Source organism: Methylotenera sp. (assembly GCF_013141425.1).
Classification (GTDB): Bacteria; Pseudomonadota; Gammaproteobacteria; order Burkholderiales; family Methylophilaceae; genus Methylotenera.
The window spans coordinates 1-21275 of record NZ_JABFRA010000101.1; the positions used below are offsets into that span (position 1 = coordinate 1).

Annotated in this window: 21 protein-coding genes; 5 read left to right on the plus strand and 16 right to left on the minus strand. The window is 43.6% G+C overall.

What is annotated here, in order from left to right:
- Positions 1 to 2: 2 nt before the first annotated feature.
- The 3 genes from HOO90_RS09185 to HOO90_RS09195 all read left to right on the plus strand — a co-directional run bounded on the left by HOO90_RS09185 (position 3) and on the right by HOO90_RS09195 (position 3718).
- Positions 3 to 1490 carry a porin gene (locus HOO90_RS09185; RefSeq protein WP_292842317.1) on the plus strand — a complete coding sequence of 496 codons (1488 nt, stop codon included), beginning with the start codon at positions 3 to 5 and terminating at the stop codon, positions 1488 to 1490.
- A gap of 119 nt (positions 1491 to 1609) precedes the next feature.
- The gene (locus HOO90_RS09190) at positions 1610 to 2248 is read left to right on the plus strand and encodes a carbonic anhydrase (protein ID WP_292842319.1); all 639 of its coding nucleotides are present in this window, start codon (positions 1610 to 1612) and stop codon (positions 2246 to 2248) included.
- Between the two features lie 99 nt (positions 2249 to 2347).
- The gene (locus HOO90_RS09195) at positions 2348 to 3718 is read left to right on the plus strand and encodes a SulP family inorganic anion transporter (RefSeq protein WP_292842321.1); all 1371 of its coding nucleotides are present in this window, start codon (positions 2348 to 2350) and stop codon (positions 3716 to 3718) included.
- A gap of 65 nt (positions 3719 to 3783) precedes the next feature.
- On the opposite strand, the gene fdx is transcribed toward HOO90_RS09195, so the two are convergent.
- The 16 genes from fdx to HOO90_RS09275 form a co-directional block, all read right to left on the minus strand.
- A complete protein-coding gene (fdx, locus tag HOO90_RS09200) occupies positions 3784 to 4125 on the minus strand; it encodes an ISC system 2Fe-2S type ferredoxin (RefSeq protein WP_292842323.1) in 342 nt (113 codons plus the stop codon).
- Positions 4126 to 4167: 42 nt separating this feature from the next.
- A complete protein-coding gene (hscA, locus tag HOO90_RS09205) occupies positions 4168 to 6069 on the minus strand; it encodes a Fe-S protein assembly chaperone HscA (RefSeq protein ID WP_292842325.1) in 1902 nt (633 codons plus the stop codon).
- A gap of 39 nt (positions 6070 to 6108) precedes the next feature.
- Complete coding sequence (gene hscB / locus HOO90_RS09210; protein ID WP_292842327.1) at positions 6109 to 6627, minus strand: Fe-S protein assembly co-chaperone HscB; 519 nt, start codon at positions 6625 to 6627, stop codon at positions 6109 to 6111.
- Positions 6624 to 6947 carry an iron-sulfur cluster assembly protein IscA gene (gene iscA / locus HOO90_RS09215; protein WP_292842328.1) on the minus strand — a complete coding sequence of 108 codons (324 nt, stop codon included), beginning with the start codon at positions 6945 to 6947 and terminating at the stop codon, positions 6624 to 6626. Before iscA ends, hscB begins: the two co-directional genes overlap by 4 nt.
- A 99-nt stretch (positions 6948 to 7046) precedes the next feature.
- Positions 7047 to 7445 carry a Fe-S cluster assembly scaffold IscU gene (gene iscU / locus HOO90_RS09220; RefSeq protein ID WP_292842330.1) on the minus strand — a complete coding sequence of 133 codons (399 nt, stop codon included), beginning with the start codon at positions 7443 to 7445 and terminating at the stop codon, positions 7047 to 7049.
- A 13-nt stretch (positions 7446 to 7458) separates the two neighbouring features.
- Positions 7459 to 8712, minus strand: coding sequence for an IscS subfamily cysteine desulfurase (locus HOO90_RS09225; protein ID WP_292842332.1), 1254 nt, complete (start codon positions 8710 to 8712; stop codon positions 7459 to 7461).
- Positions 8713 to 8771: 59 nt separating this feature from the next.
- Entirely contained in the window at positions 8772 to 9926 is a 1155-nt protein-coding gene (locus tag HOO90_RS09230) for a cysteine desulfurase family protein (RefSeq protein WP_292842360.1), read from the minus strand.
- 18 nt (positions 9927 to 9944) lie between these two features.
- Positions 9945 to 10481, minus strand: a complete 537-nt coding sequence (locus HOO90_RS09235) for an Rrf2 family transcriptional regulator (protein WP_292842334.1) — start codon at positions 10479 to 10481, stop codon at positions 9945 to 9947.
- A 124-nt stretch (positions 10482 to 10605) separates the two neighbouring features.
- Positions 10606 to 11373 (minus strand): serine O-acetyltransferase, encoded by a 768-nt coding sequence (gene cysE, locus HOO90_RS09240; RefSeq protein ID WP_292842336.1) that lies wholly within the window; start codon positions 11371 to 11373, stop codon positions 10606 to 10608.
- 415 nt (positions 11374 to 11788) lie between these two features.
- Positions 11789 to 12031 (minus strand): hypothetical protein, encoded by a 243-nt coding sequence (locus tag HOO90_RS09245; RefSeq protein ID WP_292842338.1) that lies wholly within the window; start codon positions 12029 to 12031, stop codon positions 11789 to 11791.
- Between the two features lie 324 nt (positions 12032 to 12355).
- A complete protein-coding gene (locus HOO90_RS09250; RefSeq protein ID WP_292842362.1) occupies positions 12356 to 15421 on the minus strand; it encodes a TonB-dependent receptor in 3066 nt (1021 codons plus the stop codon).
- Between the two features lie 18 nt (positions 15422 to 15439).
- Entirely contained in the window at positions 15440 to 15901 is a 462-nt protein-coding gene (locus HOO90_RS09255) for an STN domain-containing protein (RefSeq protein WP_292842340.1), read from the minus strand.
- A gap of 83 nt (positions 15902 to 15984) precedes the next feature.
- Positions 15985 to 16200 carry a hypothetical protein gene (locus HOO90_RS09260; protein ID WP_292842342.1) on the minus strand — a complete coding sequence of 72 codons (216 nt, stop codon included), beginning with the start codon at positions 16198 to 16200 and terminating at the stop codon, positions 15985 to 15987.
- Positions 16201 to 16323: 123 nt separating this feature from the next.
- The gene (locus HOO90_RS09265) at positions 16324 to 17016 is read right to left on the minus strand and encodes a FecR domain-containing protein (RefSeq protein WP_292842344.1); all 693 of its coding nucleotides are present in this window, start codon (positions 17014 to 17016) and stop codon (positions 16324 to 16326) included.
- Positions 17017 to 17028: 12 nt separating this feature from the next.
- Positions 17029 to 17538: an RNA polymerase sigma factor gene (locus HOO90_RS09270; protein ID WP_292842346.1), complete on the minus strand. Its 510-nt coding sequence runs from the start codon at positions 17536 to 17538 to the stop codon at positions 17029 to 17031.
- An 82-nt stretch (positions 17539 to 17620) separates the two neighbouring features.
- Entirely contained in the window at positions 17621 to 18358 is a 738-nt protein-coding gene (locus tag HOO90_RS09275) for an RNA methyltransferase (protein WP_292842348.1), read from the minus strand.
- A gap of 62 nt (positions 18359 to 18420) precedes the next feature.
- Between HOO90_RS09275 and HOO90_RS09280 the strand changes: the two genes are divergently transcribed.
- Together HOO90_RS09280 and HOO90_RS09285 are read left to right on the plus strand one after the other, a co-directional pair.
- The gene (locus tag HOO90_RS09280) at positions 18421 to 19227 is read left to right on the plus strand and encodes an inositol monophosphatase family protein (RefSeq protein WP_292842350.1); all 807 of its coding nucleotides are present in this window, start codon (positions 18421 to 18423) and stop codon (positions 19225 to 19227) included.
- Between the two features lie 2 nt (positions 19228 to 19229).
- Complete coding sequence (locus tag HOO90_RS09285) at positions 19230 to 21275, plus strand: site-specific recombinase (RefSeq protein WP_366928756.1); 2046 nt, start codon at positions 19230 to 19232, stop codon at positions 21273 to 21275.

Consider the following 21275-nt stretch of genomic DNA (forward strand, 5'->3'; position numbering starts at 1 on the left):
TGATGGGCTTTGGCGCAAATGCAATGGCAGACTCGACGGATGACATTGTTAATGCATTGGTTGCAAAAGGTGTATTGACAGAAGAAGAAGGCGCATTGTTGATGAAGGGCCGTGCAGGCGAAAAAGAAGCTGCTGAAGCCAAGAAAGCCAATGCTGTTTCAGCAAAATATAAAGATGGTTTGAGTTTTGAAAGTGGCGATGGTAAGTTCAAAGCGGCTATCAATGGCCGTGTACATGCCGATTATCGCTTTTTTGATTACAACGATGGTGACAGAAATGCAACTCTAACAACTGGCAACTCTATCTCTAATACCAATGGCGTAGCAGATACCTTTGATATTCGCCGCGCACGCTTAGGTTTTAAAGCTGCATGGAAAGACTATTACGAAGGCGAAGTGGTGGCTGATCTTGGTAATACCACAACTTTAGATGTTGGTTACTTGAACGTTGCATGGTGGAAGCCAGTACAATTTCGTTTTGGTCAATTCAAAATGCCAATGAATTTGGAGGAGTTAACTAGCTCAAATAACATAGATTTTATGGAGCGCTCATTTGTTAACTCATTGGCACCAACTAAAGAAATTGGTGTAATGGTACATGGCGCACCGTTTACTGGTGTGACTTACGCTTTAGCAGCATCAAACGGTAGCTTAAAAAATGCTGAGAGCGATATCCGTGAAGATGGTAAAGATATCATCGGTCGTGTAACAGCTAACTTTGCTGAAATTATGGGCAATAAAGAGATGGTCTTACACGCAGGTGTTTCATTCTCTCAGGGTGATCTACCTGAAGTAACTAGTGGTGGTACGGCAACAGGAACTACAATCGGCACAGCCGGACGTACTGAAGCACGAGGAGCTACGTTCTTTAGAGCGCCTGTATTAATCAATACTGGTTCACAAGCTGGTGGTTTTAACAATATTGACCGTAGTCGTTTAGGTTTAGAAGGTGTTGTTGCGTATGGCCCATTCAAAGTGCAAGCTGAGTGGATGCAACAAAACAACGAGTTCTCAACTCAAGCAGCTGTTGGTGGTGTTAAACGCAACTACGACCTTGATACTGAGAATTGGTACGCAGAAGCTTTGTGGGCCATTACTGGTGAAGCGTATGCAGATGCTTACAAAGGTGGTGCATTTGGTGGCTTAAAGCCTAAAAATGACTTTGACCCAACAACATTTAAGGGTGGGTTATGGGAGCTAGGTTTACGTTATAGTGAGTTTGATGCATCGGATTACAATGCTTCTGGTGTTGGTAATGGTGTGGGTACAGCGGATGCTAAAATTAATACTAAAGCTGCAGGTTTTGCAAAAGCTGACTCATGGACTGCAGGTGTAAAATTCTTACCAACTGCAAATACTCGTTTGATGCTGAATTATGTTACTACAGACTTTAACGACGTGATTGGTGGTGCAACAGGCGGTATCATTGTAAATAATAAACGTGTAGATGATGAAAAAGCATTGATTATGCGTGCGCAATGGATGTTCTAAAGAAATGTAGTTAATTTCTCCTTGTTGGCTATCAGGCCACACATTTTATGCCCGCTCCAGTAGCGGGCTTTTTTATTGAATCAGGTATAATTTGCTTGGTCATTAAACGAGAAATTCGCATGTATAAACATCCCCTATTAAATCGCGACAAAATGTCTCCACAAGAGGCACTGGATATTTTGATTGAAGGTAATCACCGGTTTACAAATAGCTTAACGGTGAATAAAGACATGATGAGTTTGGTGAGTATTACCAAAGACCGTCAACATCCTTTTGCGTCAGTGTTGAGTTGTAGTGATTCTCGTGCGCCAGTGGAAATGCTATTTGATCAGGCACTTGGCGATATTTTTAGTGTTCGATTAGCGGGCAATATTGCTTCTGATAAGGTCATCGGCAGTTTGGAATTTAGCTCCAAGTATTTGGGTAGTAAGTTGATTGTAGTGTTGGGGCATACCGATTGTGGGGCGGTGAAGGCTGCCTGTGATAATTTTAGAGAAGGCCATATCGGCGAAATTATCAATTTGATTCGGCCTGCAGTGCGCTTAGAAAAAACGACTGCTAATGAACGCGACTCTAGCAATACGCGTTTTGTTGATAATGTTTGCGCTTTGAATGTGCAAGTGCAAATCAATGAAATTATTCATAGCAGTGACATTATTCAAGATATGCTGGCGGCCAAGCAAATTGGCATGGTCGGTGGTATTTACAACCTAGCAACGGGTGAAGTGCGGTTTTTGCCTGAGACTTACACGCTTTAACCATGCTAGTGCTAGGTGAGGCTGTTCTGTACATAACAATGTATAATGCGGCCTTTATCGATTTCAACTCAATTACTGATACCCCTGAAAGTTTTTAATATGAGCCACAGGCAAGATACCAGCACGTTGTTGCGCACACTCAAATTTTACCTTAATCCCAATGATGGTCGTTATGAAGATTTAGCCAAGGGGAATGTTACCAAAAATATAATCAAAGATTTAACCGCTGGTTTGGTAGTGGCAATGGTTGCTATTCCCTTGGCGATGGGTTTTGCCATGGCCAGTGGCTTGCGCCCAGAGCAGGGTATTGTCGGTGGTGCAGTAGCGGGTTTGCTTGGCGCATTGTTTGGTGGTAGTAAATATCAGGTGTATGGTCCAACGGCGGCATACATTCCCATTATTGCGGGTTTAATGGCTACCTATAATCACAGTTTTTTGGTGTTAGCTTCTATTGTGGCGGGTTCATTATTAATGCTGACGGGATTGTTGAAAAAAGGCAAAATCGTTACTTTAGTACCGCATTCTATCGTGGTAGGTTTCACAATAGGCATTGCTGTGGTAATTGCATTTTCGCAAATGGGAGAGGTGTTTGGTTTTCACAATAAAATCGGCTATGACTTCATTGGTCAAATTAAAAAGACTATTGAATATTTTGGCGAAACCAATATTTATGCGGTGATTGTCGCTTTAAGTACATTTGCGATTTGCAAAGTACTGATTAAAATTTCTACGTTTATTCCAGCGCCCGTGTTCGGTTTGGGCTTAGGCTGGTTGGCAGCTGCAACGTTCTGGAAAGACAAAGGCCTAGTGCTCATTAAAGATAAATACGGCAGTATTCCAACCGACTTCTGGGTAATTACACCACCACAATTACCAGATATGACCACAGGCCAAGTTTGGTTTGATTTATTGTATTTTGCAGTGGCGATTTACTTTGTGGCAGCGGTAGAAAGCTTGTTATGTAGCCGCATGGCAGATCGCATGGCAAATAACACTGGCGTACCTTACAACCCAAATAAAGAGCTATGGGGGCAGGGTATGGTGAATATATTTACGCCGCTATTTAATGGCTTTCCGCACACGGGGGCTTTGGCCAGAACGGCAGTTAATATCCGTTTAGGCGCAGTTTCCCCATTAGCTGGCATCGCGAAATTCAGTTTTAAATTGTTACTTGCTGCCTATTTGGCAACCTACCTGGAACAAGTACCCATGGCCTGTATTGGCGGCATTTTGCTGTACGTGGCTTCAGGCATGGTAAAATGGAAGGAGATTCAAGAAGTGATTGAAATGAAAAGTCAATTTCACTTTTGGTTGATGATATATACCGCTATCATGGTTCCGTTGACTGGTTTTTTAACGGCAGTGTTAAGTGCCATTGTGATTTTTGCGATTGCAGTATTACTGAAAAAAGTACCGTTGCACCACAAAAAAGAAGAAACGGTAGAATTGGATTTGGCTGAGGCTAACTAAGCTATATCTCTAATGAATAAGGGCGCTAAGAAGCGCCCATATTTTTTGTATCAGTAATATTTTACTTATCGATGCCCTTCTTTGGCCATGTTGATACTGTATTTTGGAATCTCTACAACCAAATCTTCATTACCCACTAACGCTTGGCAAGATAAGCGCGAGTGCGGTTCTAGGCCCCATGCCTTATCAAGCAAATCGTCTTCTTTATCTTCGGAAGGGTTCAAAGACTTAAAACCTTCTCGAACGATGACGTGGCATGTTGTGCAAGCACACGCTTGGTCACAGGCGTGGTCAATATCGATGTGGTTATTTAACAGCACATCGCAAATTGATTCGCCAGTGCTAGCTTCAATCGCTGCGCCATCTGGGCAAAGCTCTATATGGGGTAATACTATAATTTGTGGCATTTTTATTCCTAATTTCTGTCATGCTGAACTTGTTTCAGTATCTTATAAATTCACTTCATCTAAGTTTTTACCTGCCAATGCGCGACTCACGCTTGCATTCATGCGCGCAGCTGCAAATGCTTCAGTCGCATGGTTTAGACTATCAACGGCCTTGTTTATTGCGGCAGCATCTTCAGTTTTTGCGATGGCTTCCAGTTTTAAAATTTCAGCTTCAATCGCTAATTTTTCTACATCGCTAATCAGATTGCTATCAGCAGCTAAAGCTAATTTGACTGATTGAATAATTGCGCCTGCTGAAACTCTCGCTTCAGCCAACATGCGGGATTTTTTATCGGTCTCAGCGCTACCAAACGAAGATTTTAGCATTTGGGTAATTTCATCTTCTGTTAAACCATAAGATGGTTTAACTACGACATTCGCCTCTATGCCGCTAGTTTGTTCGCGCGCACTGACTGAAAGCAAGCCATCAGCATCCACTTGGAATGTCACGCGGATGCGTGCTGCTCCAGCGGCCATTGGTGGAATGCCACGTAATTCGAAACGCGCTAATGAACGACAATCTGCCACCAGTTCACGTTCGCCTTGCAGCACTTGTATGCTCATAGCAGTTTGACCATCTTTGTAGGTGGTAAAGTCTTGCGCACGTGCTACAGGCAAGGTGCTATTTCGTGGAATGATTTTTTCCACCAAGCCGCCCATAGTTTCTAAGCCTAATGACAGTGGTGTGACATCTAACAGTAATAAATCCTCTTCACTGCGGTTGCCCACTAATGCATTGGCTTGTATTGCCGCACCGAGGGCGACGACTTTATCTGGGTCTAAATTAGTGAGGGGTGTTTGCTGGAAATAATCTTCTACGGCGTGTCTTACCTGAGGCATGCGTGTTGCACCACCCACTAACACTACGCCTTTAATATCTTCAATGCCAAGATTTGCATCACGCATTGCCTTGAGTGTGGGGGAGAGCGTTTTTGTGACTAAATGCTGCGTCAATTCTAGAAACTGAGTTGCTGTTAGTGTGACATCAACAAAGCTACCATCGCTTAAGCGACAAGTGATTTGCGCTTCATGATTGTCAGTTAGCCATTCTTTGGCTTGGCGAGATTTAGTAAGTAATAAACGCGTATCTTGCTCATTGAGCGGGTTAAAGTGTCCGTGACTTTCACGCACTTTTGTTCGTATTTCATCCAATACCCAACAATAAATGCGGTGGTCAAAATCGTCACCACCAAGTGCTGAGTCACCATTGGTTGCTAGCACCTCAAACACGCCTTTGGTGAGTTTAAGAATAGAGACGTCAAAGGTGCCGCCACCTAAATCATAAATAACAAATGTACCTTCAGCTGCATTATCTAAACCGTAAGCCACAGCGGCTGCTGTAGGCTCGTTTAATAAGCGTAAAACATTTAAACCAGCGAGCCTTGCCGCGTCTTTAGTGGCTTGACGTTGTGCATCATCAAAATAGGCGGGAACAGTAATCACAGCACCTGTAAGCTCGCCACCTAAAGATTTCTCTGCACGTGCTTTAAGTGTTTTTAAGATTTCTGCTGAGATTTCGATAGGGGTTCTTAGCCCTGCACGTGTTTGAATTTGCAAGTGCTTCGTTGTATCGGCGCTATCAACAAAGTGATAGGGGATATGCGCTCGATCAGCTATATCCTTTAGGCTACGCCCCATAAAACGCTTCACAGAAACTACCGTGTTTACTGGGTCTGCACTTTGTTGTGCTTGCGCTTCATGCCCAACAACAACTTCGCCACTCGGTAAATATCGCACAACAGAAGGTAATAATGCATGACCATGTTCATCCTGCAGTACTTTGCTCATGCCGCTAAACACAGTAGCAACCAGTGAGTTTGTTGTGCCTAAATCAATACCAATCGCCAGCTTGTGTTGATGCGGTGCGGCGCTCATGCCAGGTTCGGATATTTGCAGAAGGGCCATAATGTTTTATTTCAATAATAAATTGTGTTTGCTAGTTGACTAGTCTAGTCGTTCAATTGCATGTTTGATGTCTTCAGAAACTTTAGCCATAAAAATGAGTTTACGCGTGACATCCGTCGCGCTAGTGAAATCTTTTTTAACATCGAATAATTCAATTAATTGTAATTGTAAGCTTTTTACTTCAACTTTTATTTCTTGAATTAGGTTTTCTAGGGTATCAACTTCTTTTTCTGCAATGCCGTTTTCTAAGACTTCGCGCCATTCCATTTGCTGCATTAAAAAATCCGTAGGCATTGCCGTATTGGTTTCGCTAATGGCGGAAATACCTTGTAATTCAAGCAAGTACTTGGCGCGGGTTGCTGGATGTTTTAGAGTTTGATATGCTTCGTTCGCTAGTGTAGCCAAATGCATGAATTTAATCTTTTCAGGGGCTGGTGCTGTTACAAAGCGGTCAGGGTGTACTTCGGCCTGAATTTTACGAAAATTAGTTTCTAGAGTTTGTAATTCAATATTAAATTTTGCTTCTAGAGCAAACAATTCAAAATAGTTTTGCGTCACACTGTAAAGCTTTCTCCACAGCCACACTCATCTTTCACATTCGGATTGTTAAATTTAAAGCCTTCATTCAATCCTTCTTTCGTGAAATCAAGCTCTGTGCCATCAATGTATACCAAGCTTTTTGGGTCAACAATGACTTTAACGCCATGACTTTCAAAAGAGGTGTCCTCTGGATGCAACTCGTCGACAAATTCCAATGTGTAAGCCATGCCAGAACAGCCGGTTGTTTTAACGCCCAAGCGTAAGCCAATGCCCTTGCCGCGATTGGCCAAGAATTTTTCAACGCGATCCGCAGCGGTTTGTGTCAGTGTAATTGCCATAATAAAGATTACTTTTCCTATTTCTGTCATTCCGACAGAGGTCGGAATCTGGTGGATATTAAGCGAGATTCTGACGTTAGTCAGAATGACATTCAGTTATTATGCTGCCTCTTTTGCTGCCAACTGCTTCGCCTTAATATCAGCAACTGCCGCTTTAATTGCATCCTCAGCCAATACAGAGCAGTGGATTTTTACTGGCGGCAAGGCTAACTCTTCAGCGATTTCTGAGTTTTTAATGGCATAAGCTTCATCAATCGTGCGACCCTTTAGCCATTCGGTTACCAAAGAACTTGATGCGATGGCTGAACCGCAACCATACGTTTTAAATTTAGCATCTTCAATAATGCCGTTGTCATTTACTTTAATCATTAACTTCATCACGTCGCCGCAAGCCGGCGCGCCAACCATGCCCGTACCAACGTTTGGGTCATTTTTATCTAATGTACCCACGTTACGCGGGTTTTCGTAGTGGTCTAAAACTTTGTCTGAATATGCCATTTTACGTACTCCTTTAGTGGGCGGCCCATTGAACTTTTGACAAGTCCACACCGTCCTTAAACATTTCCCATAATGGGGATAATTCTCTTAATTTATCAATTTTACTTTTCATCAATGCGATGGTGTAATCAACGTCCTCTTCTGTTGTGAAACGACCGATTGAGAATCGAATCGAGCTATGTGCTAGTTCGTCAGAACGGCCTAAAGCGCGTAATACATAGCTTGGCTCTAAACTGGCCGATGTACAAGCAGAACCGCTTGATACGGCAATGCCTTTCACAGCCATAATCAGTGATTCACCTTCCACGTAATTAAAACTGATATTTAAATTGTGCGGTACGCGGTGTTCTAAGTCACCATTTACATAAACTTCTTCCATCGTTTCTAAACCATGTAACAATTTATCGCGTAAGCGGCGTACACGTGCATTTTCCAAATCCATTTCTTCACACGCAATGCGGAAAGCTTCGCCCATGCCAACGATTTGATGCGTTGCTAATGTACCAGAGCGCATGCCTCGTTCATGACCGCCACCGTGCATTTGCGCTTCAATACGAATGCGTGGTTTACGACGCACATACAAAGCGCCAATGCCTTTAGGGCCGTATGTTTTATGTGCACTAAAGCTCATTAAATCTACAGGCAGCTTTTCTAAATCAATCTGTACTTTTCCGGTCGCCTGCGCGGCATCTACATGAAAAATAACGCCGTTTTCTCGGCAAACGTTACCAATGGCGGTAATGTCTTGAATCACGCCAATTTCATTGTTCACCAACATCACAGAAGCCAATACTGTATCTGGGCGAATTGCCGCTTTGAATTTTTCTAAATCCAGTAAACCGTTTGGTTCTGGTTGTAAATAAGTCGCTTCAAAGCCTTGTCGTTCAAGTTCACGCACTGTATCAATTACTGCTTTATGCTCTGTAGCTACAGTAATGATGTGCTTGCCTTTTGCCGAATAAAAATTCGCGGCGCCTTTAATGGCTAGGTTGTTCGATTCGGTTGCACCTGAGGTCCAGACAATTTCGCGTGGGTCTGCGCCGACTAATCTAGCCACTTCTTCACGTGCATTTTCTACCGCTTTTTCGGCAGTCCAGCCATAAGGATGGCTACGAGAAGCTGGGTTGCCAAAATCCTCAGTCAGGTAAGGAATCATTTTCGCGGCCACACGTGGGTCGACAGGAGTTGTCGCTGAATAATCCAAATAAATTGGATGCGCACTATCTTCTGCGTATTTTGATACTGGCATTTCTACTGAGGCTGACATTCTTTTATTTATCCTTGCATATTTTAAGTAATACGTTTTACTAGCTTAGGTTTTTAAACTTAAGCTGCAATGGCTGACATTTGTTTCAGCCTTAAAATCTCGTTGCTTAATGTGGCTAAAAAATTCTTTACTTGCGTAGCCGTATTGTGTGCACCCAAGCTCACTCTAACCGCACCACGTGCTAAATCGGCGGGAATGCCCATTGCCAATAACACATGGCTCGGCTCGGAGCTATCACTCGAACAAGCAGAGCCGCTGGCAACCGCATAACCTTTGCGGTCCAAGGCCATCACCAGCGTTTCACCTTCAATACCGTCTATCGCAAAAAAACTGGTATTGGGGATACGTGCAACCGTTTGCCCGAAAATATTCACATTCAAGGCCTCTAAGCCTAGCTCTAACTGTTCGCGTAATGCCATGGTATGGGCTGCAAACTGAGCTCTATTTTGCATTGCTAATTCACAGGCAGCGCCAAAGCCTACAATTGCCGCCACATTTTCAGTACCGCTGCGTAATCCTTTTTCTTGTCCTCCACCAAGCAGTAGTGGTTGAATGTCTAATTTTTTATCTAAAATCAGCGCTGCGGCACCTTGTGGGCCGTGAATCTTATGGCTAGATATCGTCATGGCATGCACATTCAAATCCGCAAATTTCAAAGCAATCTTACCTAAGGCTTGCACGGCGTCGGTATGCACAAACGCACCTGCGATACGTGCTGTTTCGGCAATGCTGTCAATGTCTTGTATTACACCTGTTTCATTATTAGCCAACATGACAGAAACTAAGCTGGTTGGGCTTTTTAGCTGCGTTTTAAGATTTGCTAAATCTACCTGTCCGTTAGCATCCACTTCTACTTTTCGGCTGATATAACCGAGTTGTTGCATCGCCGCTGCTGGGCGACTTACACATGGATGCTCAATTGCGCTCGTTAGAATTTGCTTGGCTGTGGAGGCTGGTTTAATCGCTGAAATGCCTTTAACCGCAAAATTATTCGCTTCTGTGCCACAGGAGGTAAATACCACTTGTGAACTATACGCACCACAAGCCTCAGCCACCTGAGCTCTGGCGTGTTCGATTGCATCGCGTGCGGACCGACCATATATGTGACGGCTTGTTGGGTTGCCAGTTTGTTGCTGCATCCAAGGCAACATGGCTTGCAACACGCCGTTATCCAGCGCGGTAGTCGCATTGTGGTCAAAATATATGTTGGACATCGTCATATTCAGCTCGTATTAAGCGACCTTAGCCTCAATATTCGCTACTTTTTCGCTGCTGCAATTATGATTCGCTCTTGGCATGATAGTTACTTTTTGGCCTGATGTTTGTGACTCCACCATGTCTGCCAAACTAACGCCCGCAAGATAATCTAAAATTTTGTTATTTAATGTCATCCATAAGTCATGCGTCATGCATCGACCTTCATCTTTACAGTTCTCTTGACCGCCGCATTGTGTTGCGTCAATTTGCTCATCCACTGCGTTGATGATTTCTGCCACTGAAATGCTGGCTAAGTCTTTAGCTAATCTATAGCCGCCACCGGGCCCGCGCACGCTATTCACCAAGCCTTGGCGACGCAAGCGACTAAAAAGTTGCTCTAAATAGGAAAGCGAAATGTCCTGACGCTCACTGATGCCAGCCAGTGTCACGGGTTTGATTTCGACTACGGCATTATCTGCAGAATTTTTTGCTGCGTTGTTAGCAATAGTCTCGTGCAACGCTAGGTCTAGCATTGCGGTAACTGCAAAACGGCCTTTTGTCGTGAGTTTCATGTCTTAAGCACCTTTAGTAATTTCAGTTATTTTATAATACCTGATAACTTTGGTCAACTATTAGTGCGTTAAGTTCACCTAACGCTAATACTTATTTTAAAAGCGTAAAGGTTTGATTTTAGGTTTACTTGGAAGGCTTGGTTTTTGCAGGTTGCTTGACATCAAATGCGGATGCAACTTCAGCATCCGTCACTAAATCAACATTAAGTGCTTCTAATTTAAGTGTTAATTCAGCAATTTTTGCATCTTGTGCAGTGCTTTGCGCAAGCAAGGATTGTAAAGATTTTGCTATAGCTTCTGGGTTAAATTGATCATTTACATTCGCCACAGCATAAGCGGTAAACAGCTTATTCTTTTCGAATTCTTCTTTGCCAGTTTTTTCTTCTTCCAATATGCGCGCAGGCACCCCAACCGCAGTGGCGTTGATTGGCACATCTTTCACCACCACCGCATTGGAGCCTATTTTTGCACCAGTGCCCACTGTAATTGGCCCAAGCACTTTTGCACCCGCACCAATAACCACGCCATTTTCAAGGGTAGGGTGGCGTTTACCTTTATTCCAAGAAGTACCACCAAGCGTCACGCCATGGTAAAGCGTGCAATCATCACCAATCACCGCGGTTTCACCAATCACTACGCCCATTCCATGATCAATAAAAAGACGGCGGCCAATACTAGCGCCTGGGTGAATTTCAATCCCAGTAAGCCAACGCGCGATATGTGAATTAAAACGCGCTAACCAAAACAAGTGTTGTCCCCATAGCCAATGCGATAAACGGTGCATTAATAAGGCATGAACGCCAGGGTAGGTGGTGAGTATTTCCCAGTGCGTACGCGCCGCAGGGTCGCGTTCGAATACAATGGAAATATCTTCTTTTAGATGATTAAACATATCGATATTATGCCATAACTTGCTATGACGGTTGTTTTAATGGGCTTAAAAACGTACAGCTTATATTTAGCAAAGCTATAGAATACATCGATAAAAAAGTAAGCAGGACAATTAGATAACGTAGACTAAGTATGGTGAGTTATTTGATTACGGGTAATGCGCAAGTGGCTAGTCGAATGATTGCTGTGCTATCTTCACCATTTGTAGTTCAGCGATTACAGAAGACGAACTTCTGGCAGATGCTGCTGAAAGACCAGATGCAAAAAAGTCTGCACTTAGCAGTCCAAGAGTGTTTAAGTCAGGTTGATGCAGCGGTTTATGATAGCAATACCGCACAGCGCTATGGTACTTTGAGAGCATGCAAGAAAAGCATTGGAAATGCACTAGCCCCATATTATATACGGGTTAATAATGCTTATAGCCCCCGCTTTTCAAACACACAAATCCTGTAATCAAAATTAAACGCCACCGTTAAATTAGCACGCGCAGCCCAAAGATTAGCCACATACATCAGCTCAACCGTATCTTGAATATCAGGCGCAAAGTCTGCAAAATCAATCGCATAAAATCCATACTCATTCACCTCGCTAATGATCTGAACAAGCTCAGCTGGCAAAGCCTGATTTATGAATAAACCACGTGAATTTACTGGACTCATTGCATTAACCCATCATCTTTATGCAGGAACAGCTTTCACAGCTAAAAGCCAGCCCTATATCAATTAAACCCACAAGCACCGGACATCCGATTCAAGCCCTCAAGTACATGCTCTGCAAGCCAATATCCATGCGGCCTGCAGAGCACGCCTAATATGAATCACCTGCACAAAAATATAGCTTCACTTGGCTTAGGATAAATGTAGAGTAAGCCAAGTGAAGTGGGCGCCTATTGTGGCAGGTTGCACAACATACCTAGAGACCAACCTATATTGCCACGCCACCGAAACCATTACTCCTCCACCTGAGGTGGGCTAACAGACATTTTATTTCTCTGCTCCAAACTCATAATTCAACGTTGCCCAAATGCCGCGTGGGGCACCAGGAGCTAAAAAGTTAGCGGCCAGCCAATCATTAGAGTTATGGTTATAACCACTTACTCCTATTGCACCATTTACAGAAGGAGAGAAAGGATTTACCCCTAAACGACCTGCACTGTAGTACTTACGATCAAACAAGTTGGCAACGTTTAAACCTAGCGTTAATCCTTTATCTAGCTTATAACTAGTATGAAAATTAAATACGGCATAGCCAGGCACTGTGCCAGGGTTGGAAGTAGGTAAACCAAAACCAGATGCAAAAACTTCTATCTCTTTTTCAGGGTCGTTCGGGTCTGGCACTTTAAATAGCTTAGTTCTAGCAACCCTCACCCCTTGTTGATGTTTGTTATTTTCATTACCACGCACATATGAGAGTGAATGCATGACTGCGGTCACGCCCATTTTCCAATCTGGCGTAATGTCATAATCAAAACTGGCATTTAAATTATGTAGCGGCACACCTGGCATACGGTTACCTGGCTCAACCCGAATAGAGCCATAAATGTCAGTGGCTTGTGGATTGATGAAGTTGGCACTGCTATTGTCTGGGCTTAGCATATTGAAAGATGATTGAAACGTAGCATCTGTCAGTGAGTAATTTAGGCGTAATTTTGCTTTGCCTATTTCGCCAATAATGCCTGCCTCTAAACCTTGGCGACGGGTTTTACCTATGGTGTCAAAAAAGCTTTGCTCTGGTCCTACGCTTACATAGTAAATGTCATCTTTAAGATTGGTGCGGAATGCACCTAAATTCCACGTGATGTTATCGCCCCACTTACCACGCATACCAACGTCAAACGATGTTGAGCGTACCTGTGGCAAGTAAGGGTCACCTGATAGCGTAGTTGGCAGGTTACATACTCGGTGTTCCGCAATACTGCGTGCTGAGTACTGGTTCGTTCCATCTTGGTTAACGTAAGTTACAACGGGAGTTTTATCAAATGCACACCCCAATTCAACCACCGATGGCGTGCGTGCACCTTTACTGATATTGCCGTATATATTTAAGCTTTCATTGGCTTGCCAAGTAGCACCTAATGATGGATTAAGTGAGTAGTAATTAAACTTTTCTTTTTCAGCATCTTTTAACAAGCTTACATCTGGCGCATAGTAAGCTTGCGCAGGATAGCTTCCATCGGGGTTTTGTAGCTTAATATTGGGGATTCTATTAAATATTTTACCAATTGGTATATCTGCATTATTTCTTACTCGTAAGGCATTGCCTATAGTGGTGTCATTATATCTGGCAGCACCAGTAAAATGCCAAGCCTTTACAGGGCTCCATGTTTCACTAAAGTACAAGCTTTTGGTAGTAGAAGTGCCTTCAAAGTTATTGTTGGGTATTTCTTGCGTTGCAGCGGTAAATTCTGGGCCTATGTTTGCAGGGTCTAAATAAGAATTCCGATTTATATCTAACAGACCTAACATTTGCCCGCTCTTAAATTTAGCGTGTGATCTATCTAACGAAGCTCCCACCATAAATTTATGGTGGTCCGTATTCCAGTTTAACTGCACAGCACCACCATCAGTAATTTGGTCAATCTGTGTATTAGTGATGATAGAGGTAGGGGTGCCATCGATAACACCAGATGCCGTACCGAAAGTGTTGCTATTGCTCGTATCAGCGGCCCCATCGCGTTTCTGAATAGACCCAGTAGGTGTTAAATCTTGCATAACACCAACACGAATATCTGGATATGCAGTATTGTCAGTTGCAAAGCAACCAGGGTTTGTTGGTAATGCAAAATGCAGCACATACCTTTTACTGCCATCATCTGATATATAATTTGCCACACCATCACTGGGGTTAGTAAACGCTGTAAAAGTAAGTAAATCCTCGTTATATTGGGGGATCAATCCAAAGCCAATATCAATATCAGGGCTCGACAACACTGGCAGTTCTTTTCCTCCAGGTGCAATAGTCTGCAAATATAAAAGATTATTAAATCGCGACCTTAAATACGCCTCAAACTTATCATCTAATTTCATATTAAAAGTACTTATAATTGAGGTAAAATCTGTAAGAATGCCTGCTTTATCGATATTATCTTGCACAAACTGTGTACCAAAGTTATCCCATCCACCTTGTCCATCGGGGAGTTGTTCGTCAACATAAAAATCAGGTAGGCCGTTTTTATCAGCATCTGGCAACATACAAATTGGCGTTTCACCTGAGTTTAGTTTACGTGACTTGGTAAATGTATCTTGAGAGTCTGGCGTATAAACATCACCATTACTCGCTTTGCGCTTGCTATCACGGCGGTACACTTGGGCGGTAACGTTAAAGGTGTCAGATACATCCCACAAACCGCTTAGCTGGAATTGCAGCAGTTTGTTTTTGCTTTCATCGGGCGAAGTGTAAACCGCCGCGTAATCTTTGCTACTTATTTGGCTAGGTACTAAGCCATTACCTACTAAATCATTGCTGGCAATTAAAGTGCTAAAGTTTAAATCTAGACTTTCAGTTCTGTAGCTGGCTTTACCAAAAATTTGGTTTACTTTGCTAGGTGAGTTTTTACGCCATCCATCTTCATTAAATAAATTAAGTGCTAAAAACCCACCAATCACGCCATTGTTTGCCCCTGCCGACATTAAAAATTGTTTACGCCCATACGAGCCTGCGAGTACCTCTGCCTCTACTCCAGAATTTTCAAAGCCATTTTTGGTTTTTGTAGAAAATGCGCCACCTAATGTACCCAAACCAAATATTGGATTTGAACCTGGAAACACATCAAAGCTACTGAGTGCATTCATGGGAATCATGTCCCAGTTCACTACATCACCAAAGGGTTCGTTGACGCGAATGCCATCTAAAAACACACTCAAACCTTGAGCGGTTCCAATTTGTGGGCTTGCAGTAAATCCGCGGTAAATGACATCCATTTGAAAGGGGTTGCCTTGGTAGTCATTCACGTTTACTGACTGCAATTGTGAGTTCAGTAAGTCAGCAACACTCACCGCATGCGCATCTTTAATTTGCTTACCTGTAATGCTTTGTACATTGCCAGGAATTTCTTCTTTGGTGAGTGCTTATCCGCGCAAAGGGCCAATTTCATGAAAGCGCTTGGCGCGTACTTGGATTTTGTTGAGCTTGAATTCATTGGTATTGCTGATTTTTTCTACACTTTTTTTAATATAGGCCGTAGTGCCTTCGACCTTTACTTCTAAACCTGAGTTTGATAGCAACCTTTGAAAAGCTTCTTTAGCGGACATTTTTCCTTGTATGGCTAGTGCGGTTTTGCCGAGGAGTAATTCATTGCTGTAGGCAATATTTAACCCCGCCATGTCGCCCAGTTTTTTTAACGAGGTGCTTAATTGTTGGCTGGGGAGACTGATTTGTAGGGGCGCAAAAGAAATTGAATCTTGTTCTTGTGGCAGTTGCGTATTAAGTTCTGCTGCAACAGCGTTGGGTTGCCAAGCCAGTAACGCCCAACTGGCAAATATACTGGCCGCAATAGTGCTTTTGCTGTTATGTTTCTTATTGTGTTTCAAGGTGAAACCCTCGCGAATTTATTTTGTATTACTGCTATATCGCTTGAGCGAGCAAAACCCTGATGTTGAGAATGAAATGTTTTTTATTTTGTTTGGCTAATAATGCGCGTTTCTGTCGCGTTGTTTGATACTTTTACAGGCGCAATATTGGGGAGACCTTGTAAAAACTGTTCCGCATCTTTAATTTGAATCACGGCAGAAATGTCGCGTTTAGATTGACCTTGCGCGATGACTGGGCGCTGACGATAACGTGAGAGCGTCTCTGCAACTTCTTGCGTGTCTGCTGTATCAAATACCAATTTGCCAGTTTTGAAGCTAAAGGCGTCATTCGCGTTGCGCTTAATCAGGGTTGGTGCGTGTGTGGTCGAGATTTCTGCAACTTGCTGGTTGGTTAAAATTAGCGCTGGTTCGGGCGTTTTTGTTTAGTCTTGTGGGTTGCTTGGGAATTTTGCTTCAACTTGCACGCGACCATGATCTACGCTGATGCGTACAAATTGGCTGAACTGATTGACCGCAAAGTGCGTGCCGAGTACCGTAATTTTAGCCATATTGGTTTCTACGACAAATGGGCGATTTGGATCTTTGGCGACTTCAAATATGGCTTCACCTTTTGCAAGTTGCACATGGCGTTGATGGCGATAGTACACCACTTGCATTTCACTATTGGCGCTTAATGTGACTTGGCTACCATCGTCTAGGGTTTGTGTTGTAATGCTGTCTACTGGGTTGTTAGCGGCCATTTGCATGGTAGGCGTTGCTTGCCAGTGTTGGTATTGTTGCGCTGAAAACAATGCGCCAAAACCTAGCACTAATGTTGCAAAAGTTGCGCTCATCGCTTTTTTAACTTTATGCTGACGCGCTAGTTTGTTTTGAGACTTTTTTTGTTCTAAGGCGTTGGCTAATGTTGCTAGCTGCTCGTTAGAACTCAGCGTTTTCATTGTTTCTGTAATGCTTTCATATTCTGCCTGATGCATTGGATTTGCCATTAACCAGGCTTCAAATTGGCTATGTTCTGGCGCGTCAACCGCGGCGTCGCGCATGTGCAAATACCAACGGGCGGCGGTTTCGCTAATATTGGAGGGTGCTTTACTTTGCGCTGAAAATTGAGCTGACATGGACAACAAAACTTAAATTAAATGATGTTTTGCTGCGCGCAAATCGAGCATTGCACGAATAATGTGGCGCTCAACCATATTCACGCTGATATTGAGTTTGCTTGCAATTTGCTTTTGACTTAATTCTTCCACATGAAACAGCCAAAAAGCCTCACGGCAACGCGGTGGCAACGTGTCGATAATTCTTTGTAACAGTTGCAAGCGTTGCCTGATTTCAGCCAAGTGCTCGGCTGAGGCGATACTAAGTTCGGCTTTATGCAATTGCGCGTCAATGATTTCATCATTCAAATGGCGGGCAAAATAGCGAAAATCATTAACGAGCAAGTGGCTGACAATGCCGTGTAGATAAGCCTTAGGTGCGGTATGGCGAAATTCATTTTTGGATAAAGCAAAGCACACAATTGCATCGTGCAACACATCGCGCGCGCGATGGACACAACTGGTTTGACGCGTGATATGTGACAGCAAATCTGCGTAAGCCCAATTAAGGTCAATACCTTGCCAGTTCAAAGTGTTATTCATCGTTGCATCATACAAAAATAAGCTTGGTTTGAATATGGACCAGAGCGGGTCCAGTTTTATGTGAATATGCTATTCGTTGAATTTAATATTTATTATGCTTTTTAGGATCTATGGTTAACGTCAAAATCCCTCTAAGTAGGTTCACTTCTTCTTTTTCCAGTTTAGCTCGGGCGTAGATGCGGCGTATCCGCTCACTGAGTTTTTTTGGCGCTTTGGGGTTGAGGTAACCAATTTTGATAAGTGTATCTTCAAGGTGTGCGTATAGGCCTTCTAATGCTTCATTGGTGGCGTATTCTGCAGTTGTATTTTCTTCTAGCTTACCTTCAAGAATAGCCATGCGGATTTCGTAACACATTACTTGTACTGCAGCGGCTAGGTTCAGTGAGCTGTATTCTGGGTTAGCAGGAATCATAGCGAGTAGTTGGCAGCAGTCTAATTCCGCATTGGAAAGACCGCTCATCTCGGTGCCAAACACCAAAGCGATAGGCTGGGAAGCCGCTATTTTACTGCCTCGCATGGCGGCCTCTCGCACATTCACTAGCTCGTGCGAAATTTGCCGTTTGCGCGCACTCATGCCAATGGCGAGGGCGCAGCCAGTAAGTGCTTCGCTTAAGGTTTCCGTCACAATGGCATTTTCAAGCAAGTCTGCCGCGCCAGTAGAGAGGGCGGTGGCGTGTGCATCGGGGAATTTGTCGGGCTTAACTAAGTACAAATGCTTCAAGCCCATGGTTTTCATGGCGCGCGCGGCTGAGCCAATGTTGCCTGGATGGCTAGTTTGGCAAAGAACAACCCTTATATTATTAAATATGGTCTGTGACAATTTGGGGATGCGCCTAATAATGCTAAAATAGCATTTTATCAGTTCTTTAAAGATTATTCGTTATGCATCCAATGCTCATCATTGCAGTTAAAGCCGCGCGCAAAGCGGGCGCTATTATTAACCGTGCCTCGCAAGACGTCGGTTCGCTCACTGTTCAATCTAAAACTTACAATGATTTTGTGAGCGATGTAGACCGCGCAGCCGAGCAAACGATTATTGATGTGCTGAAAGATGCCTACCCAGACCACGGCTTTTTGGGTGAAGAAAGTGGAGAAAGTAATCAAACGGCTGACAACATCTGGATTATTGACCCCTTAGACGGCACGACTAATTTTCTACATAGCTTTCCGCAATATTGTATTTCAATCGCTTTGCAGCAAAAAGGGCTGCTCACACAAGCGGTAATTTATGATCCAGTGCGTAATGATTTATTTACCGCGACCAAAGGCCGCGGCGCATTTTTGAACGATAAGCGTATTCGTGTCACCAGTCGCGCTAAATTACAAGATTCGCTCATTGCAACAGGTTTTCCATTTCGTGATTTCACACATTTGGACACGTATTTGGCGATGCTGAAAGACATGATTAAAAAAACCACGGGTATTCGTCGCCCAGGCTCAGCCGCGCTTGATTTGGCTTATGTAGCGGCGGGTTGGACAGACGGATTTTTTGAGATTAATTTATCTAGTTGGGACATTGCAGCGGGCGGTTTAATTGTGCAAGAAGCAGGCGGTATTGTGGGCGATTTTGAAGGCAATGAAAGTTGGTTAAAAACCGGCAATATCGTTGCGGCCAACCCAAAAGTGTTTGCGCAAATACTACAAACGTTAAGCCCACATTTAACAGAAGATTTGAAAACACCTAAATAACGATGCTAGAACAAGTGTTTGCAAGGCATAACGGCGAATGTATGCAGTCGCCGCAGTCAACCGCAGATTTTATCGCCCAACTGATTGCAGAAATTCGGCCGCCCAAGGCGCATCAGGTGGACGTGGCGGTTAAATCGATTCAAGCACTTTGTTATTTACTCAATACTAATCCTGAAAAGGCGCGTCAGCTTCGCCAAGCGATATTAAGCTTACTGTGCGAACATAAACCTATCTCCTTATTTTTAGTGGCGCGTCATTCGGCGTTTTCGGGGTTTTTTACCGAAATGCGTCGGCGACTTTCGCATAAGTTTTTACCTGAGGCGATTGATCGTTCTTATTTAATTGATTTATTTGCACTTTTTTTTGCTAAACAAAGCGATGAAGTATGGGTTTTAGCGGTTCCTGACGAAGTTTGGGAGCAGTTAATTATTACTATTCGCTTTGAAGATGCGGATAAAGCCAGCACGGAGCCATGCCGACAAAATTTGCTGGAAGCAACGCAGGTGCTGTCTTACCGCATTGCCGCGCTAGGGTTAGAGCCTGAGTTTTTACGCAATCATCCTGATCTTGAACTGCATGACTCACCATTTGTGACACAGCATGTTGAGTTAGCTAAGTTTTTAGCTGCAACTAGTAGCAATACCCGCAATGGCATGGCTGAACATACTGATGTGACGAGTGATACTGAAGATGCGGCGGATATTAAACATATTTTGGTAATGCTTGACCAATGCAACACCATTATCAATAAAATCAGACGCAATAGCACGCAAACGGGTACCAGTATTCAGCTCACCTTGTTGTTGCAGCGTATGTCGCAGCAAATTGAGCGTTTAGATACCTTGCTCGATATCATCCACCATTTGAACGCAGGCAGGGCCGCAAATGTAGAAGTAGTGCAGTTATTTAAAGCGCTGGTGTATAGCGAATGCCATAAAAATGATTTAAGTGAGCACTGGCAAGAGAATGTGGAGTTAATGGCGCTGCGTGTAACAGAAAACGCCAGCCGCACGGGTGAGCATTACATTACCGAAAACCGTAGTGATTATTTTGCCTTAATGCGTTCAGCGATGGGCGCAGGTGTCATTGTGGCGGTGATGGCCATGCTTAAGATCCTGCTGGCCAAGCAGCATTTTGCACCGCTTACAGAAGCAATTTTATTTAGTTTAAATTACGGCTTGGGTTTCATTCTGATTCATATTCTGCATTTTACCGTGGCAACCAAGCAGCCCGCCATGACTGCGGCCGCTATAGCGGCCAGTATTGATGCCAGTGATGGAAAATCCAAAGAAATGGATCAATTAGTCGCCATGATAGCATGCACCATGCGCAGTCAAGCGGCAGCCATTTTTGGCAATGTGGTGTTGGCGATTCCCGTCGCCATGTTAATCGCCTGGGGCGTGTTTCATTTTGGCGGACAGCATTTTATCAGCCCTGAAAAAGCCCAGCATTTATTGGCCGATATCGATCCTGCCAATAGCGGTGCGTTGTTTTATGCGGCGATTGCCGGGGTTTGTTTGTTCTTTTCAGGGTTAATCGCTGGCTATCACGACAATCTGGCAATCTATAACAAAATCCCGCAACGCTTACGCGCGTTAAATTGGTTGCAAAAATTACTTGGCGTAGCGAGATTAGATCGCGTTGCGACTTATGTTGAAAATAATCTAGGCGCATTAGCGGGAAACTTTTACTTTGGTTGTTTGTTGGGCGGCATGACAGCCATCGGCGTGCTATTTGGTTTGCCTTTCGACATTCGACATATTACCTTTTCATCCGCTTTTGTCGGATTTTCTGCAGTTGGCTTAAATTTTATGCTGAGCTGGCAAGCGGTAGCCTACGCGGCCTTGGCGCTGGTGTTAATTGGATTAGTAAACCTTACCGTGAGTTTTAGCTTAGCTTTGTATGTCGCCATGAAGTCACGTAAAGTGCGCTTTAAGCAATGGCGACTGCTTTTACGTAATCTCGGAAGCAGATTGAATAATCATCCAGGTGAATTCATTTTTCCGCCCAAAGTATCGCCGAATACTTTGCCAGATAAGCCTCACTGA